This window comes from Variovorax ginsengisoli (genome assembly GCF_030486595.1).
In the GTDB taxonomy this organism is placed as follows: Bacteria; Pseudomonadota; Gammaproteobacteria; order Burkholderiales; family Burkholderiaceae_C; genus Variovorax; species Variovorax ginsengisoli_B.
Window position 1 is genome coordinate 299,942 of the sequence record NZ_JAUJZH010000003.1, and the last position, 16,162, is coordinate 316,103.

General features: G+C 70.0%; 17 protein-coding genes. 12 read left to right on the forward strand and 5 right to left on the reverse strand.

The genetic code is table 11. The features are described from left to right. Positions 1–30 precede the first annotated feature (30 nt). Positions 31–1,035, forward strand: coding sequence for an AraC family transcriptional regulator (locus tag QZH52_RS06085; RefSeq protein ID WP_301805423.1), 1,005 nt, complete (start codon positions 31–33; stop codon positions 1,033–1,035). A gap of 7 nt (positions 1,036–1,042) precedes the next feature. On the opposite strand, the gene QZH52_RS06090 is transcribed toward QZH52_RS06085, so the two are convergent. Continuing rightward, positions 1,043–1,510: an Lrp/AsnC ligand binding domain-containing protein gene (locus tag QZH52_RS06090; protein ID WP_301805425.1), complete on the reverse strand. Its 468-nt coding sequence runs from the start codon at positions 1,508–1,510 to the stop codon at positions 1,043–1,045. Between the two features lie 129 nt (positions 1,511–1,639). Between QZH52_RS06090 and QZH52_RS06095 the strand changes: the two genes are divergently transcribed. From QZH52_RS06095 to QZH52_RS06105, 3 genes are all read left to right on the forward strand, one after another. Further along, positions 1,640–2,950: a D-amino acid dehydrogenase gene (locus QZH52_RS06095; RefSeq protein WP_301805426.1), complete on the forward strand. Its 1,311-nt coding sequence runs from the start codon at positions 1,640–1,642 to the stop codon at positions 2,948–2,950. Positions 2,951–3,062: 112 nt separating this feature from the next. After that, complete coding sequence (locus QZH52_RS06100) at positions 3,063–3,440, forward strand: nuclear transport factor 2 family protein (RefSeq protein WP_301805428.1); 378 nt, start codon at positions 3,063–3,065, stop codon at positions 3,438–3,440. A gap of 41 nt (positions 3,441–3,481) precedes the next feature. After that, complete coding sequence (locus QZH52_RS06105; RefSeq protein WP_301805429.1) at positions 3,482–4,267, forward strand: TOBE domain-containing protein; 786 nt, start codon at positions 3,482–3,484, stop codon at positions 4,265–4,267. 10 nt (positions 4,268–4,277) lie between these two features. On the opposite strand, the gene QZH52_RS06110 is transcribed toward QZH52_RS06105, so the two are convergent. The 3 genes from QZH52_RS06110 to QZH52_RS06120 form a co-directional block, all read right to left on the reverse strand. After that, positions 4,278–4,604 carry a thioredoxin family protein gene (locus tag QZH52_RS06110; RefSeq protein WP_286535544.1) on the reverse strand — a complete coding sequence of 109 codons (327 nt, stop codon included), beginning with the start codon at positions 4,602–4,604 and terminating at the stop codon, positions 4,278–4,280. A gap of 52 nt (positions 4,605–4,656) precedes the next feature. Beyond that, entirely contained in the window at positions 4,657–5,826 is a 1,170-nt protein-coding gene (locus QZH52_RS06115) for an ABC transporter substrate-binding protein (RefSeq protein ID WP_301805434.1), read from the reverse strand. 109 nt (positions 5,827–5,935) lie between these two features. Beyond that, on the reverse strand, positions 5,936–7,054 hold the full coding sequence (locus QZH52_RS06120) for a helix-turn-helix domain-containing protein (RefSeq protein ID WP_301805437.1): 1,119 nt from the start codon (positions 7,052–7,054) through the stop codon (positions 5,936–5,938). Between the two features lie 181 nt (positions 7,055–7,235). Here QZH52_RS06120 and QZH52_RS06125 point away from each other — a divergent pair, with 181 nt between their 5' ends. The 7 genes from QZH52_RS06125 to QZH52_RS06155 all read left to right on the forward strand — a co-directional run bounded on the left by QZH52_RS06125 (position 7,236) and on the right by QZH52_RS06155 (position 14,841). Continuing rightward, positions 7,236–7,730, forward strand: coding sequence for a (2Fe-2S)-binding protein (locus tag QZH52_RS06125; RefSeq protein WP_286526348.1), 495 nt, complete (start codon positions 7,236–7,238; stop codon positions 7,728–7,730). A gap of 10 nt (positions 7,731–7,740) precedes the next feature. Continuing rightward, on the forward strand, positions 7,741–10,173 hold the full coding sequence (locus tag QZH52_RS06130; protein WP_301805444.1) for a xanthine dehydrogenase family protein molybdopterin-binding subunit: 2,433 nt from the start codon (positions 7,741–7,743) through the stop codon (positions 10,171–10,173). A gap of 20 nt (positions 10,174–10,193) precedes the next feature. After that, a complete protein-coding gene (locus tag QZH52_RS06135) occupies positions 10,194–10,985 on the forward strand; it encodes an FAD binding domain-containing protein (RefSeq protein WP_301805448.1) in 792 nt (263 codons plus the stop codon). A gap of 106 nt (positions 10,986–11,091) precedes the next feature. After that, the gene (locus QZH52_RS06140; RefSeq protein WP_286535550.1) at positions 11,092–12,021 is read left to right on the forward strand and encodes an AAA family ATPase; all 930 of its coding nucleotides are present in this window, start codon (positions 11,092–11,094) and stop codon (positions 12,019–12,021) included. Then, the gene (locus QZH52_RS06145; RefSeq protein WP_301805451.1) at positions 12,018–13,223 is read left to right on the forward strand and encodes a vWA domain-containing protein; all 1,206 of its coding nucleotides are present in this window, start codon (positions 12,018–12,020) and stop codon (positions 13,221–13,223) included. The genes QZH52_RS06140 and QZH52_RS06145 overlap by 4 nt, the downstream gene beginning before the upstream one ends. A 37-nt stretch (positions 13,224–13,260) precedes the next feature. Next, positions 13,261–13,833 carry an SRPBCC family protein gene (locus QZH52_RS06150; protein WP_286526342.1) on the forward strand — a complete coding sequence of 191 codons (573 nt, stop codon included), beginning with the start codon at positions 13,261–13,263 and terminating at the stop codon, positions 13,831–13,833. Positions 13,834–13,836: 3 nt separating this feature from the next. Beyond that, a complete protein-coding gene (locus tag QZH52_RS06155) occupies positions 13,837–14,841 on the forward strand; it encodes an XdhC family protein (RefSeq protein WP_301805456.1) in 1,005 nt (334 codons plus the stop codon). Positions 14,842–14,846: 5 nt separating this feature from the next. On the opposite strand, the gene QZH52_RS06160 is transcribed toward QZH52_RS06155, so the two are convergent. After that, the gene (locus QZH52_RS06160) at positions 14,847–15,074 is read right to left on the reverse strand and encodes a hypothetical protein (RefSeq protein ID WP_286535554.1); all 228 of its coding nucleotides are present in this window, start codon (positions 15,072–15,074) and stop codon (positions 14,847–14,849) included. A gap of 76 nt (positions 15,075–15,150) precedes the next feature. Between QZH52_RS06160 and QZH52_RS06165 the strand changes: the two genes are divergently transcribed. Continuing rightward, positions 15,151–16,149: a zinc-dependent alcohol dehydrogenase gene (locus tag QZH52_RS06165; protein ID WP_301805458.1), complete on the forward strand. Its 999-nt coding sequence runs from the start codon at positions 15,151–15,153 to the stop codon at positions 16,147–16,149. Positions 16,150–16,162 lie beyond the last annotated feature (13 nt).

Here is a 16,162-nt window from a genome sequence, read left to right on the forward strand (position 1 = left end):
CTCAACCCGCCCTCATGGAGCCTTCGATCGATGCTGCGTCCTCCGGTCACGATCTCGATCGCGTTCGTCAAGGGCATGGTGTCCGGCATCCGGGCGCGCGGCTGCTGCTGCGACGACCTGCTGGCCGAGGCCGGCATTCCGCCCGGGCTGCTGCAGGAACCCGGTGCGCGCGTCACGGCCGACCAGTACGTGGCGCTGTTCGGGCTCCTGATCGAGCGCTTCGACGACGAATGCCTGGGCTTCCTGTCGCGGCCGGTCAGGCGCGGCAGCCTGGCCCTCATGACCCGCGCGGCGATCGACGCGCCGACGCTCGAGGCCGCGACCCGCCGCGTTGCCCACGTGTTTCGCCTGCTGCAGGACGACCTGCTGCTGGAACCGGTGCGCGACGGCGCGCTGGCGGGCGTGGCGCTGTACGTGGTGGATCCGGCGCAGGCGCGCCCGGCCTTTCTCCACGAACTGATGCTGCGCGTCGTCTGGCGTCTGCTGGCCTGGCTCGCGGGCGGGCTGCCGGCCGTGCGCTTCGATTTCGCGTTCCAGAGTCCGGCCTACGCCAGCAGCTACGGCAAGGTGTTTCCGGCGCCGCTGCACTTCGGCTGCGCGCAGTCGGCGTTCTGGTTCGACGCGGCGCAGCTGAAGAAGCCGGTGCGCCGCGACGAGGCCGCGATGCGCGCCTTCCTGGCCGACGCGCGGGCCCAGGTGATCGTGCCGCGGCGCGGCGACGACCTGTGCAGCGCGCGCGTGCGCGGCCACCTGCAGCACACCCAGCCGGCATGGCCCGACCTCGCGGCCACCGCCGAGGCGCTGCACATGTCGACCTCGACCCTGCAGCGGCGGCTGGCCAGCGAAGGCACCTCGTTCCAGTCGCTCAAGAACGAACTGCGCCGCGACACCGCGATCGTGCGCCTGATCTCGGGCACGGTGCCGCTCGCGACGCTGGCCTTCGAGCTGGGCTTCGCCGACAGCGCGGCGTTCCAGCGCGCCTTCAAGGTGTGGACCGGCAGCGCGCCCGGCGCCTACCGCCGCGGCCGCCCTTGATTTCGGATCAGCGGTCCATCGGCAGGTAGAGGCTTTCCTTGATCTCCTCCATCACCACGTAGCTGTTCGACTCGGCCGGCACCGGCAGCTTCTTCAGCAGGTCGCCGAGCAGGTTGCGGTAGTCGCTCATGGCGCGCAGGCGGGCCTTGACGAGGTAGTCGAAGCCGCCCGACACCAGGTGGCATTCCATCACCTCGGGCACGTGCAGGAGCTCCTGGCGGACCTTGTCGAAGACATCGGCCGACTTCGACGACAGCGTGATCTCGACGAACACCAGCAAGGTCTTGCCGAGTGCCTGCGGGTCGATGCGCGCGTGGTAGCCGCTGATGACGCCATCGCGCTCCATGCGTCGCACCCGCTCGGAACAGGGCGAGGTCGACAGGCCGATCTGCTCGGCCAGGTCGGTCATCGAGATGCGTCCCTGGCGCTGCAGGATGTCGAGGATTTTCCGGTCGGTGCGGTCGAGGTCGGTCATTTCACTCCTTGGGGCCTTCAGGCGGGCCGGAATCAGCTGAAAACAATGCAAAGTGGCCTAATTTCAGTGGAGTTTACCGACGATCAATTAATAACATTGACTCCTTTCCTGCTTTCTTGGAGTTCTGCGATGAAAGTGATCGTTCTGGGCGGTGGCGTGATCGGTGTCACCACCGCGTACTACCTGGCGCGCAATGGCGCCGAGGTGACCCTGATCGATCGCCAGGGCGGCCCGGCGCAGGAAACCAGCTTCGCCAATGCCGGCCAGGTGTCGCCCGGCTACTCGACGCCCTGGGCGGCGCCGGGGATCCCGCTGAAGGCCCTCAAGTGGATGTTCCAGAAGCACGCGCCGCTGTCGATCCGCCCCGACGGCTCGCTGTTCCAGCTGCGCTGGATGGCGCAGATGCTCAGGAACTGCTCGCCCGATCGCTATGCGCTCAACAAGGAACGCATGATGCGCGTCGCCGAGTACAGCCGCGACTGCCTGCGCGCGCTGCGCGCCGAGACCGGCATCCGCTACGAGCAGCGCACCCAGGGCACGCTCCAGCTGTTTCGCACCCAGGCGCAGCTCGACGCGGTGCAGCGCGACCTGGCCGTGCTCGAAGAATGCGGCGTGCCCTACACGCTGCTCGACCGCAGCCGCCTGGCGAGCGTCGAACCGGCCCTGGCGCGCACCGGCGACCTGCTCTCCGGCGGCCTGCACCTGCCGAACGACGAGACCGGCGACTGCAACCTGTTCACCCAGGGCCTGGCGGCGATCGCCCGCGGGCTGGGCGTCGACTTCCGCTTCGACCAGCCGGTCGACGGCCTGGTCACGGAGGGCGGCCGGATCACCGGCGTGCGCCTGGGCGGCGCGGCGAGCGAAGTGCTCACCGCCGATCGCTACGTGCTGGCCTTCGGCAGCTATTCGCGCGACTTCATCGGGCCACTGGGGCTCGACATCCCGGTCTATCCTGTCAAGGGCTATTCGCTGACGGTGCCGCTGGTCGAGCCCTCGCTGGCGCCGCAGTCCACGGTGCTCGACGAGACCTACAAGGTGGCGGTCACGCGCTTCGACGACCGCATCCGGGTCGGCGGCATGGCCGAACTCGGCGGCTTCGACCTGCGCCTGAACCCGCGCCGGCGCGAGACCCTGGAGCGCGTCATCACCGACCTGTTCCCCTGCGGCGACCTGCCGCGCGCCAGCTTCTGGACCGGCCTGAGGCCGATGACGCCCGACAGCACGCCGATCGTCGGCCCGACCCGCTACGGCAACCTGTTCCTCAACACCGGGCACGGCACGCTGGGCTGGACCATGGCCTGCGGTTCCGGCAAGCTGGTGGCCGACCAGGTGACGGGGCGGCGTCCGGAGATTCGCACCGACGGGCTGTCGGTCGACCGCTACCTGCCGGTCGCGCCGGGACGTGGCAGCGCGGGCCGACCGCAAGGCGTGCCGGCCTGAGAACCTGCTCGCAATGGGTCCATGACCTCCGGGGTCATCGACCCGCGGAGGCCGCACGGCGACCATTCGTTCACCCCGCGCTGTTGCGGGTCGTGAATCGAAAGGAAACGCCATGAACACCGCCACCATCGATGCCACCCGCGTGGCCGAGCACTACATCGCCGTCTGGAACGAGACCGATGCCGAGCGCCGCCTGAGGCTGCTCGAAACCCACTGGACCGAGGACGCGCGCTATGTCGATCCGCTGGCGCAGGCCAGCGGCCGCACGCAGATCAGCGCGCTCGTCGGCGGCGTGCAGCAGCGCTTTCCCGGCTTTCGCTTCGCCCTCAAGGGCCAGCCCGACGCGCACGGCGACCGGCTGCGCTTCTCGTGGACCCTGGGCCCCAGCGGCGCCGAGGACCTGATCGAGGGGACCGACTTCGCGCAGCTCGAAGCCGGCCGGCTGCAGTCGGTCACGGGTTTCCTGGACAAGGTGCCGGTCGGGGCCTGATCCGGGGAAGGGCGCGTGCGCGCCATCGGCACAATGCCGGCATGGCGAAAGCACAAGCAACCGCATCCCCCCGCTTCGGCGACGCGCTCGGCCACGGCATGAGCGACAAGCGCATCGAGATCCTTCGCGGCATCGGCCGCACCGGCAGCATCTCGCAAGCCGCGCGCGACGTTGGCGTCAGCTACAAGGCCGCCTGGCAGGCGGTCGCGACCCTGACCAACCTGGCCGGCGTGCCCCTGATTGCGAGCGCGGTCGGTGGTGCCGGCGGTGGCGGCGCCACGCTGACTTCGCACGGCACGCAACTGCTCGAACTCGCACAGACGCTGGAGGTGGCGCGGCGCGCGGTGCAGACGCACGCCGAAGCGGCGGGGGGCTCGGTCGCCGGCGCCGGCACCGCGGTGGCGCGGCTCGCGATCCGCACCAGCATGCGCAACCAGCTGCCGGCCACCGTCGAGGCGATCGAGTCGACCGGCCGTCTGGTGCGGGTGCGCCTGGCGCTGGGCGGCAGCCACCGGATTGCCGCCCGCATCACGCAGGAGAGCGCGGAACTGCTCGGACTGGCCGAGGGCATGCAGGCGATCGCGCTGTGCAAGGCGACCGCCGTCCGGGTCGAGCGAGCCTCGGCCGAGCGCCGTGTCGGGGGCAACCAACTGATCGGCGTGGTCGCCGGCGTGGCGCGTGGCGACGACGGCGACGAGATCTCGGTGGCGCTCGAAGGCGGCCTGCAGCTGGTGGGCTTCGCGCCCAGCGGCACGGCGCTGCGTGGGCGCCAGCGCGTGCTGGCGATGGTCGACGAGTCGGCGGTGGTGGTGGCGCTGCCCGGCTGATTTTCGGGACTCAGGCCACCGTGCCGAGCCGGCCGAGTTCCTGTCGGATCAGCTCCGCGCTGGCAGGGCGCACCAGCCGGCCGACCTCCCGGCCGTCGCGCATGAAGACCAGCGTCGGCCACAGCTTGACCTTGAACGATCGGCCCAGCGCGCGGCCGCTGCCGTCTTCGATCTTGAGGTGGCGCAGCGCGGGCGCCGCGGCCAGCGCTTCGGCCAGCAGCGGCTGCGCCGCCTTGCAGAAGCCGCACCAGTCGGTGCCGAACTCGACCAGGGTGGGGCCGGGCAGTGCGTCGACCTCTTCGCGCGAAGGCGCGACCGTTGAATAGCTCGAAATCATCCGGCGATTCTGCGCGAGCCGCGCGAAACCCGCTCGCGGCCGGCGCCCCCGTTCAGCTGATCAAACGGCCGTTCGAGCTGATCACCGCGACATCCACGAACTGGTTGCCTTCGCGGTTGCCGCGGCCGTAGTTGATCTTCACGCCGCCCAGGTCGTAGCCCTCGATGTGGTCCAGCGCGGCGATCACGCCGGCGCGCGTCGGCGACGGACCGGCGCGGCGCAGGCCCTCGGCCAGCACGCAGGCGTCCATGTAGCCCTCCAGGCTCGGCAGCGAGAACTCCTTGACGCCGTTGGCCAGCATGTCGGCCTGGTAGCGCCGCACGATCTCGAACTTGGTCGCGAAGGGCGAGGGCACGACGATCGCGAAGCCCAGGCCATGGGCCAGGTCGCCCATCGCGCCGAGCGCGCTGGCCGTGATCGACAGACCGTAGGCACTGCTCTTGCCGCCGGCCTTGCGCAGTGCGCGAACGAAGGCCGGCGCGGTGCCGGCCAGGCCGATGATGACGATCTGCGGTTCGGCCGCTGCGATCTTGGCGGCGGCTGCGTCGACCTCCATGCTGGTGGTGCTCGGCGTGCTGGCGATCACCGCCGGCTCGAGCTTGGCCTTGGCGAGCGCGGCCTTGAAACCCGCCAGCAGCGACTGGCCGAGCGGGTCTTCCGAATAGACGATGCCGATGCGCGACTGGCCCAGCACCGCGGCGGTGGCGATCAGCCGGTCGAGTTCCTGGTCGTAGTTGGCGCGCACCCAGAAGGTGTTGGGTGCTGCCTTCTTGCGCAGCGAGACGGTGCCGGTGTTCGGGCCGACCACGGCCATGCCGGGCACGGCATCGCTGATCTCGGCGGTCTGCCGCGTCCCCAGCGGGTGCACCATGGCCAGCACCGAGCTGTCGGCGGCGAAGGCCAGTGCGTTGGCCTTGGCGATGTCCGGCTTGAACTGGTCGTCGGCCATCACCAGCTCGACCTTGGACCCATTGATGCCGCCGGCGCGGTTCACGGCGTTGAAGTAGGCCGACGATCCCACGAAGAGGGCGATGCCGTTGGCCTTCTCGACGCTGCTGTTGTCGAAGGAAGCGCCGATGCGGATGGTCCGGGCCTGGGCGAACGCGGGCAGTCCGAAGCCGGCTGCGGCAGCAAGTCCGGCGGCGCCGGCGATGCGGGTGATGACTTGGCGCCGGTTGGGTTTCGACGGCAGGGAAAAGCTATTGGCCTCGGGCTCACGCATGGTCAACGTCCAATCAGGCCGCCGGGTTCGGCGCGCAGGTTTTAACAGGTGCTGACAATAGCAACAATTTGTAAAATTGTCACTAGGGCGATGTCGGGCGTGAGGTCCGTCAGCGCCCCCGGCCGAGCTTTCTGTAGACGGTGGCGCGGCTGATGCCGAGTGCGCGCGCGGCCTCCGCCACATTGCCGCGGGCATCGTCGACGGCCTTGCGGATCAGGGCCGACTCGACGTCGCGCAGCCGCGGCGCGCTGGCGCCAGCGACCGCGCCCGTCCTGGGCTGCCGCGCCAGCCGCGGCCGGGCCTGGACCCGCAAGCCCGACCACAGCGGCACCTCGAGCACGGCGTCGCCGCGCCGGGCGGCATCGAACAGCATCTGCGGCGGCAGCGCGAAGAGGTCGTTGCAATGGAGCGACGGTCGCCCGCCGAGCGGCTGGTGCAGCATCTGGCGCGCCGCGGCATTGGCGCCGCTGATGCCGCCGTCGGCGTCGATGCACAGCAGGCCTTCGGTGTCGGTGCCGGCGACGCTGCCCGGCCAGCCGATCTGCAGCAGCAGCTCGCAGGGGTGGCCTTGCACCAGTGCGTTCTCGATGCTGCGGGCCGAGGACGCCGCGAGGTGGCGCAGCTCGGGCCGCTCGACCACCTGGACACCGGTCAGGTCGAGCATCCCGATGCATTCGCCCCGCGGGCCGAACAGCGGCGCGCCGGCGCAGCTGTAGATGCTGGTGTCGTCGAAGAAATGTTCGCCGCGATGCAGCCAGACCGAGGCGTGCTCGGCCAGCGCCGCACCGATCGCCGTGGTGCCGACGGCGCGCTCCGACAGGTCGACGCCGACGCGCGCGATGTCGCGCGCATGCCGCGCGGCCGGGTCGCTGCCGGACGGCAGGGCGCCGACGTCGACCACGATGCCGTCGGCGTCGGTCAGGATGGCGAAATAGCGGGTGTCGGCGATCGCCCGCGACAGGCGGTCGAGCACCGGTCGCGCTGCTGTGACCAGCGCGCGGTTGCGCTCGGCCACTCGCTGCGCCTGCTCGGCCGAGACCGGATCGAAGCTCACGTGCTGCCGCGGGCGGTGGCCGGCGGCCAGGCAGCGCTGCCACGAGCGAACCAGCCACGGCTCGACCGGCGCCGCCAGTGGATCGGCCGGGCGCTCGCCGTCGATCCACGCGCGGCGCGCCTGGGCAATGGACAGGGTGCGCTCGGGCGGGGGAGAAGCGAAAGAGGGCGTCATCGTGTGGACATCGGGCCTCGGCGGCGCCTGTTCGGGACTCGCCGGAGGGCGAGCTGTTTCATTTTGAGAATTTCAAGGACAACGCGCAAGCGCCTAGGGTTTTGCCTAGGATCGTGCCTTTGCCGCCCGTCCAAGATCATGCGGCCGAAGTTCAGCCATCACCTACAACGGAGACAGCCACATGCAGGTTCCATTCACGGTCAACGGCCGCGAGGTCACGGTCGACGCCCCCCCGAACACCTTCCTCGTGCAAGCGATTCGCGAGCATCTCCACCTGACCGGGACGCATGTCGGCTGCGACACCGCGCAATGCGGCGCCTGCACCGTCCACGTCAACGGCCGGGCGGTCAAGTCGTGCAACGTGCTGGTCGCGCAGGTGGCCGGCGCCCAGATCACCACCATCGAGGGCATCGCTCAGCCCGACGGCACCATGCACCCGATGCAGGCGGCCTTCAAGGAGTGCCACGGCCTGCAATGCGGCTTCTGCACGCCGGGCATGGTGATGAGCGCCATCGACCTGTGCACCCACCATCCGAAGTCCAGCGAGACCGAGATCCGCGAACTGCTCGACGGCAACCTCTGCCGCTGCACCGGCTACCAGAACATCGTCAAGGCGGTGCAGATGGGTGGCGAGGCGATGTCCGCCGCGCCCGCCAAGACCACGGCCACCGCTTGAGGAGCACGACATGGGCGCACCCGACTTCGCAGGCCTGCCGCACATCGGCGAGGCCCTCAAGCGCAAGGAAGACTATCGCTTCCTGACTGGCGCCGGCCAGTACACCGACGACATCGACCTGGCCAACCAGGCCCACTGCATCTTCGTGCGCTCGCCGCACGCGCATGCCACGATCAAGTCCGTCGACATTGCCGCGGCATCGAAGATGCCCGGCGTGGTCGGCATCTTCAGCGGCAAGGACATCGAGGGAAAGATGGGCGGGCTGCCCTGCGGCTGGCTCATCAACAACCCCGACGGCACGCCGATGAAGGAGCCGATGCACCCGATCCTCGCGATCAAGAAGGTGCGCTATGTCGGCGACCATGTCGCGATGGTGGTGGCCGAGACCGTCGAGCAGGCCAAGAACGCGGCCGAGGCGGTGGTGGTCGACTACGACGTGCACCCGGCGCTGGTCAGCGTGGCCGATGCCGCGAAGAAGCAGAGCGGCGTCACGATCCACGACGAGGCGCCCGACAACCAATGCTACAAGTGGGCGATCGGCGACAAGGCGGCGGTCGATGCCGCGTTTGCCAATGCGGCGCACGTCACCAAGCTCGACCTGGTCAACAACCGGCTGATCCCGAACCCGATGGAGCCGCGCGTGGCCATCGGCAGCTACAGCCGGGCCAACGAAGAGTACGTGCTCTACGTGTCGAACCAGAATCCGCACGTCGAACGGCTCCTGATGACCGCCTTCGTGCTCGGCCTGCCCGAGCACAAGGTGCGCGTGATCGCGCCCGACGTCGGCGGCGGATTCGGCTCCAAGATCTATCTCTATGCCGAGGACGTCTGCCTGACCTGGGCCTCGAAGCAGCTCAACCGCAGCATCAAGTGGACCGGCGAGCGCTCCGAGTGCTTCCTGTCCGACGCCCACGGCCGCGACCACGTGAGCCATGCCGAGATGGCGATGGACGCCCAGGGCAAGTTCCTGGCGCTGCGGGTGCACACCAACGCCAACCTGGGTGCCTACCTGTCGACCTTCGCGACCGCGGTGCCGACCATCCTCTACGCCACCTTGCTGGCCGGCCAATACACGACGCCGCAGATCTACGTCGAGGTCGATGCCTGGTTCACCAACACCGCGCCGGTCGATGCCTACCGCGGCGCCGGCCGACCCGAGGCCACCTACCTGCTCGAACGGCTGGTGTCGCGCTGCGCCTGGGAAATGAACCTGGGCCAGGACGAGATCCGCAAGCGCAACTTCATCACCACCTTCCCCTACCAGACGCCGGTGGCGCTGCAGTACGACACGGGCGACTTCCACGCCTGCATGGACAAGTCGAGGCAGTTGGCCGACGTCGCCGGGTTTGCTGCGCGCAAGTCGGCCAGCGAGGCGAAGGGCAAGCTGCGCGGCATGGGCTACTCGAGCTACATCGAGGCCTGTGGCATCGCGCCGTCGAACATCGCGGGTGCGCTCGGCGCGCGCGCGGGCCTGTTCGAATGCGGCGAGATCCGGGTCCATCCGACCGGCAGCGTGACCGTGTTCACGGGCTCCCACAGCCATGGCCAGGGCCACGAGACGACCTTTGCACAGGTGGTGGCGGCGCGACTGGGCATCGCGGTCGAGGCGGTCGACGTGGTGCACGGCGATACAGGCCGCGTGCCCTTCGGCATGGGCACCTACGGCTCGCGCTCGATCTCGGTGGGCGGCGCGGCAATCATGAAGGCGCTCGACAAGATCGAGGCCAAGGCCAAGAAGATCGCGGCCCACCTCATGGAAGCCAGCGACGCCGACATCGAGTTCGCCAACGGCGAGTTCACGGTCAAGGGCACCGACAAGAAGATCCCGTTCGGCCAGGTGGCGCTGACGGCCTACGTGCCGCACAACTACCCGCTCGACAAGCTCGAGCCCGGCCTCAACGAAACCGCCTTCTACGACCCGACCAACTTCACCTTCCCGGGCGGCACCTACATCTGCGAGGTCGAGATCGACAAGCAGACCGGCGAGGTCAAGGTCGACCGCTTCACGGCGGTCGACGACTTCGGCACCATCATCAATCCGATGATCGTCGAGGGCCAGGTGCATGGCGGCCTGGTGCAGGGCATCGGCCAGGCGCTGATGGAAAACTGCGTCTACGACAGCGAAGGCCAACTGCTCACCGGCAGCTTCATGGACTACGCGATGCCGCGCGCCGAAGACTTCCCGATGTTCAAGCTCGACACCGTCTGCACGCCCTGCACCCACAACCCGCTGGGCACCAAGGGCTGCGGCGAGGCCGGCGCCATCGGCTCGCCGCCGGCCGTGATCAACGCGGTGCTCGATGCGCTGGCGCCGCTGGGCGTCAAGGACTTCGACATGCCGGCGTCGCCGCACCGCGTCTGGGAGGCCATGCAGAAGGGCAGCGCGAGCACGACCCCGCAACCCTCGCTCGCCGCCAGCACCCAAGGCCGTCCGGCTCCCTGAACACCGAAGGAAAAAACACCATGTACGCCTTCACCCTCGAACGTCCCACCACCCTGGCCGACGCGGTCAAGCTGGCCGCTGCCGGCGCCAAGCCGCTGGCCGGCGGCCAGACCCTGCTGGCTTCCATGAAGCTGCGCCTCTCGGCCCCGGAGCAACTGGCCGACCTGAGCGGCGTCAAGGAGCTCACCGGGATCACCCGCGATGGCAACAGCTTCGTCATCGGCGCCATGTCCCGGCACCTGGACGTTGCCAACCACGCCGACATCCAGGCCGCCTTTCCGGCGCTCGCCTACCTGGCGGCACACATCGGCGACCGCCAGGTGCGCGCCATGGGCACCCTCGGCGGCTCGGTCGCCAACAACGATCCGGCCGCCTGCTATCCCAGCGCGGTGCTGGCGACCGGCGCGACGGTCGTGACGAACAAGCGCGAGATCGCGGCCGACGACTTCTTCCAGGGACTGTTCACCACCGCACTTGAAGACGGCGAACTGATCAAGGCCATCCGGTTCCCGATCCCGAAGCGGGCGGCCTACGAGAAGCTGCGCCAGAAGGCCTCGAACTTCCCGCTGGTCGGCATCTTCGTCGCCCAGTCCGACAGCGGCGTGCGGGTGGCGGTCACGGGCGCTGGCAACGGCGTGTTCCGGCACAAGGGCCTCGAGGACGCGCTCGCCAAGGCGTTCACGCCCGAGTCCGCGGCCGGCGTCAAGATCGACGCCTCCGACCTCAACAGCGACTTGCATGCCTCGGCCGACTACCGGGCCAACCTGATCAGCGTGCTGACCCAGCGCGCGGTCGCCAAGGCCCTCGGCTGAATGTGGCCCCCACGCTCGGCACTGCGTGTCCTCGCTGCCCCCCGAGGGGGCCGCAGGCCGCCTTGGGGCGGCCCGGCGCCGGCCTGGCCGCCGGTATCCTCCCGTCATGACTGACACCACGCCTGCCGCGACCTCGCCTTTCTCCTCCATCGATGCGGTCGTGCAGGCGCTGCAAGGCGTCGGCTACTTCGCCGATCGACGGCTGGCGACGGCGGTGTTCCTGGCTCTCAAGCTGCAGCGTCCGCTGCTGCTCGAGGGCGAGCCCGGGGTCGGCAAGACCGAGCTCGCCAAGGCCCTGTCGGCCGCCCTCGGGCGCGAACTGCTGCGCCTGCAGTGCTACGACGGGCTCGAGCAGCGCGAGGCGCTCTACGAATGGAACTACGCGGCCCAACTGCTCCACATGCGGGCCGCCGAGGCGCAGGGCGCATCGAGCGACATCGAGTCCGAGGTCTACCAGCCGCGCTACCTGATCCGTCGGCCGCTGCTGCAGGCGCTGCAGGCCGCGCCGCCCGGCGCGGTGCTCCTCATCGACGAGGTCGACCGCGCCGACGAGCCCTTCGAGGCCTTCCTGCTCGAATACCTGGGCGAGTATCAGGTCAGCATCCCCGAACTCGGCACGGTGCGGGCGCTGGTGCCGCCGGTCACGCTGCTCACCAGCAACCGCACGCGCGAACTCAACGACGCGGTCAAGCGGCGCTGCCTCTATCACTGGCTCGACTACCCGGAGCGCGAACGCGAGCTGGCGATCGTGCGGGCCCAGGTGCCGGAGGCCGGCCGGGTGCTGTCGGAGCAGGTCGCGGCCTTCGTCGGCCGGCTGCGCACGGCCCCGTTCGCCAGCGCCTTCCAGCGGGCGCCGGGCATCGCCGAGAGCGTCGAATGGGCCAAGGCCCTGATCGCGCTCGACACGGTCGAGCTCGATCCCGAGGTGGTGGCCGACACCGCCGGCATCCTGTTCAAGCAGCGCGACGATGTCGCCGCGCTGACGCGCGAGCTGGCCTCCGACCTGCTCAAGCCCGAGGAGGAGGCCCCGTCTTGACCGAGCGCGTGCAGCAGCTCGGCGATGCCCGCCGCGGCAAGCTCGCAGGCAACCTGGCGGGCTTCGGCCGTGCACTGCGGCGCGCCGGCGTGCGCACCGACGCCATGCGCATCGGGCTGGCGGCCGAGGCCGCAATGCTGGTCGGCGTCGACAGCCGCGGCGACCTGGCGTCCGCGATGGAGGCCGTGATGATCAGCCGCGAGGAAGACCGGGGGGTGTTCCGCGAGCTCTTCGACGCCTGGTTCCGCGATCCCGAGCTGGCCAACAAGCTGCTGGCCCAGATGCTGCCGAGCGCCGAAGGCAAGGCCGAGCCGTCGAAGCGCCGGCCGCGGGTGCGCGAGGCGCTGGCGGCCCCGCGCGATGCGGTCAAGCCAGCGCAGACCGAGCGCGAGATCGACTTCGATGCCGCGATGACCGCCAGCGACCGGCAGCGGGTCCACCATGCCGATTTCAACGCGCTCGGTGCCGCCGAATACCGGCTGGTCGAGCGGCTGGCGCGCGACATCGCGCTGCCGGTGCCGACCCTGCCCTCGCGCCGGCTGCGGGTGGCCGGCGACGGCGGCGTGCATTCGCGCATGCACTGGCCCGGCGTGCTGCACGAGGCGGCGCGCACCGGCGGCGAAATGCTGCGGCTGCCGAAGCTCTCGCGCCGCCGCCAGCCGCTGCCGCTGCTGGTGCTGATCGACGTCTCGGGATCGATGGAACGCTACGCCCGCCTGCTGCTGGCCTTCCTGCATGCGTCGACCCGGCGCGCGGGCCGGCGCGACGTGTTCGCCTTCGGCACCCACTTGACCGACCTGACACCGGCCTTCCGGATCGCCGACACCGATGCGATGCTGGCCGCTGCCGGCGCCGCCATCGACGATTTCGCCGGCGGCACCCGGCTGGGCGATTCGCTGGCCCAGCTGCGCCACAGGCACGCGCGGCGCCTCACCGGACGCCGCACGCTGGTGCTGGTGATCAGCGACGGCCTCGACACCGGCGAGCCCGAGGCGCTGGAGCACGAACTGCTGTGGCTCAAGCGGCATTCGCGGCGCGTGCTGTGGCTCAACCCGTTGCTGCGCTACGAGGGCTACGCTCCCCTTGCGCGCGGTGCGGCCATGTTGCACCGCCATGCAGACGCGATGCTCGCGGTCCACAATCTGAGCGCCCTCGAACAGCTGGCTTCGAGCCTCGCGGCGCTGATGCGCGCAGGTCGATAGCGGCCCGTTCACCCACCAAGACAACAAGGAATCCACCATGGAAATGCTCGGCAACCGCCGTCTCGGCGTCACGCAGCAACAGGCCTGGGATGCGCTCAACGATCCCGAGACCTTGAAGAAGTGCATCCCGGGCTGCGACCGGTTCGAGCTCACCGGCGAGAACGAGTACTCGGTCGGGCTGGCGCTGAAGATCGGGCCGGTGTCGGCCAAGTTCAGCGGCAAGGTCACGCTGGCCGACATCCTGGCGCCCGACAGCTACAAGCTGTCCTTCGAGGGCCAGGGCGGTGTCGCCGGATTCGCCAAGGGCGCGTCGAGCGTGTCGCTCAAGCCGGTGGCCGACGGCGCCGAGGGCTGCGAGCTCGACTACACCGTGCAGGCCCAGGTCGGCGGCAAGATCGCGCAGATGGGCCAGCGGCTGATCGACGGCGCCGCCAAGTCCACGGCCGACGATTTCTTCAAGCGCTTCGATGCCGAGATGCAGAGCCGCTACGGCCCGCCGCCCGAGGCGGCGGCCGAAGCGCCGGCCGAGAAGGTCGGTGCCGTGGCCGGCTTCATGCAGAAGCTAGGCATTGGCAAGAAGGCCGACACCGACAACAAGGACCCCGACTGAGCCATGGAAAACCTGGACGTCATGGTGCTGCGCACCCTGCGCGACTGGCGGCTGGCGGGCCGCCGTGCGCTGCTGTCGACCGTGGTCCGCACCTGGGGTTCGTCGCCGCGCCCGGTCGGCTCGATCATGGCGCTGGCCGAGGACGGCGCGGTGGTCGGCTCGGTCTCGGGCGGCTGCATCGAGGACGACCTGATCGCCCGCTACAGCCGCGCCCACGGCGACGGCGTCATGCCCACGGGCGCGCCGGCGCTGGTCAAGTACGGCATCACGGCCGACGAGGCGCATCGCTTCGGGCTGCCCTGCGGCGGCACGCTGGAGCTGCTGCTCGAATACGACCCCGACGCCGAATCCCTGAAGACGCTGGTGGCGGCGCTCGAGCAGGGGCAGCTGATGCAGCGCACGGTGCAGCTGGCGGATGGCGCGGTGGCGCTGGCCGAGGCGACCTCACCGGCCGAGCTGCTGGTCGACGACACCGAACTGGTGAACACCTTCGGCCCCGAATACCGCATGCTGCTGATCGGTGCCGGCCAGCTGGCCGAATATTTGGCGACGATGGCCAAGTTCAGCGGCTTCGCGGTGACGCTGTGCGACCCGCGCACCGAATACCACACGGCCTGGACCTTGCCCGGCGTCGCCATCACCACCGAGATGCCCGACGATGCGGTGGTCGCGTTCAAGCCTGATCGCCGGACCTGCGTGGTGGCGCTCACGCACGACCCCAAGCTCGACGACCTGGCGCTGCTGGAGGCGCTGCAGAGCGAGGCCTTCTATGTCGGCGCGATCGGATCGCGGCGCAATGCCGAGGCCCGGCGCGAACGGATGATCGAGCACTTCGAGCAGACCGAGCAATCGCTGGCGCGCCTGCGAGGCCCGATCGGCATCTACATCGGCAGCAAGACGCCGCCCGAGATCGCGGTCAGCGTGATGGCGGAGATCCTGGCGGTGAAGAACGCGGTGGCCTTGCCACGCGAAGCGGCGGTGGCGGTGGCCAAGGCGGCCGTGGGCTGAATCCGTCAGCGCTTTCGCGGGCCCAGCAGTTCCGCCAGGAAGCTCGTGTTGCGGCCCATCGCGCGCTGCATCTGGCGCGACTCGCGGGCTTCGGTGCGGGCCATCGAGAAGGCGAAGAAGCCGGCCACGAGCACGAAGCAGAGGCCGGCCGCAATCAGGACGCCGGTCAGCGAGGCCGCCCACCAGGCGATCGCGAGCAGGGCGACATTGAGGATCAGGATGAGGGCGCGCATGGCGGTCAGGCTAACAGAGCCGATCAGTCTGCAGCGTGAACTAATGCACGGGCATCGCCTTAAGATGGAAAGCAGCATGCCAGCCCACCCATCCCCAGTCACTGCCGCCGAACCGCGCGCCTGCTGGATCGAAGCGCCGGGCCGCGCCGCGATCCGGATCGAGCCGATGTCCGCGCCCGGCGCCGGCGAGGTCGAGGTCCGGACGCTGCACAGTGCGGTCAGCCGCGGAACCGAATCGCTGGTGTTCCGCGGCGAGGTGCCGGCCAGCGAATTCGAGCGCATGCGCGCACCGTTTCAAGCGGGCGCGTTCCCCGCACCGGTCAAGTACGGCTACGCCAGCGTCGGCATCGTCGAGCATGGCCCCGAAGGATGGCAGGGCCGTCCCGTGTTCTGCCTGCATCCGCACCAGACCCGCTACGTCGTGCCGGTCGATGCGGTGCACCCGCTGCCCGACGGCCTGCCGCCCGGGCGCGCGGTGCTGGCCGCCAACATGGAGACCGCGGTCAATGCGCTCTGGGATGCGGCGCCGCGGGTCGGCGACCGCATCACGGTGGTCGGCGGCGGGGTCGTCGGCCTGCTGGTCGCCTGGCTGGCGGCACAGGTGCCGGGCTGCGAGGTCGAACTGGTCGACGTGCAGGCGTCGCGCCGTGCCGTGGCCGAACGGCTCGGAGTCGCCTTCTCGCTGCCGGAGCACGCGCGGCCCGAGGCCGACCTGGTGCTGCATGCCAGCGGCCAGCCCCAGGGCCTGGCCACGGCGCTGGCGCTGGCGGCCTTCGAGGCCACCGTGATCGAGCTCAGCTGGTACGGGGAGCGGCCGGTGTCGCTGGCGCTCGGCGAGGCCTTTCATTCGCGCCGGCTGGTGCTCAAGAGCTCCCAGGTCGGCCACGTGGCGCCGGCCCAGCGCAGCCGCTGGCCGCACCGGCGGCGGCTGGCGCTGGCCTTGTCGCTGCTGCGCGATCCGGTGCTCGACCTGCTGGTGACCGACACCGCGCCCTTCGACCAGCTGCCCGAGGTGCTGACGCGCCTTGCCGCCGGTGCGCCGGACACGCTGTGCCAGCGCATCGACTACGCCTGAGACCCAACCTGCC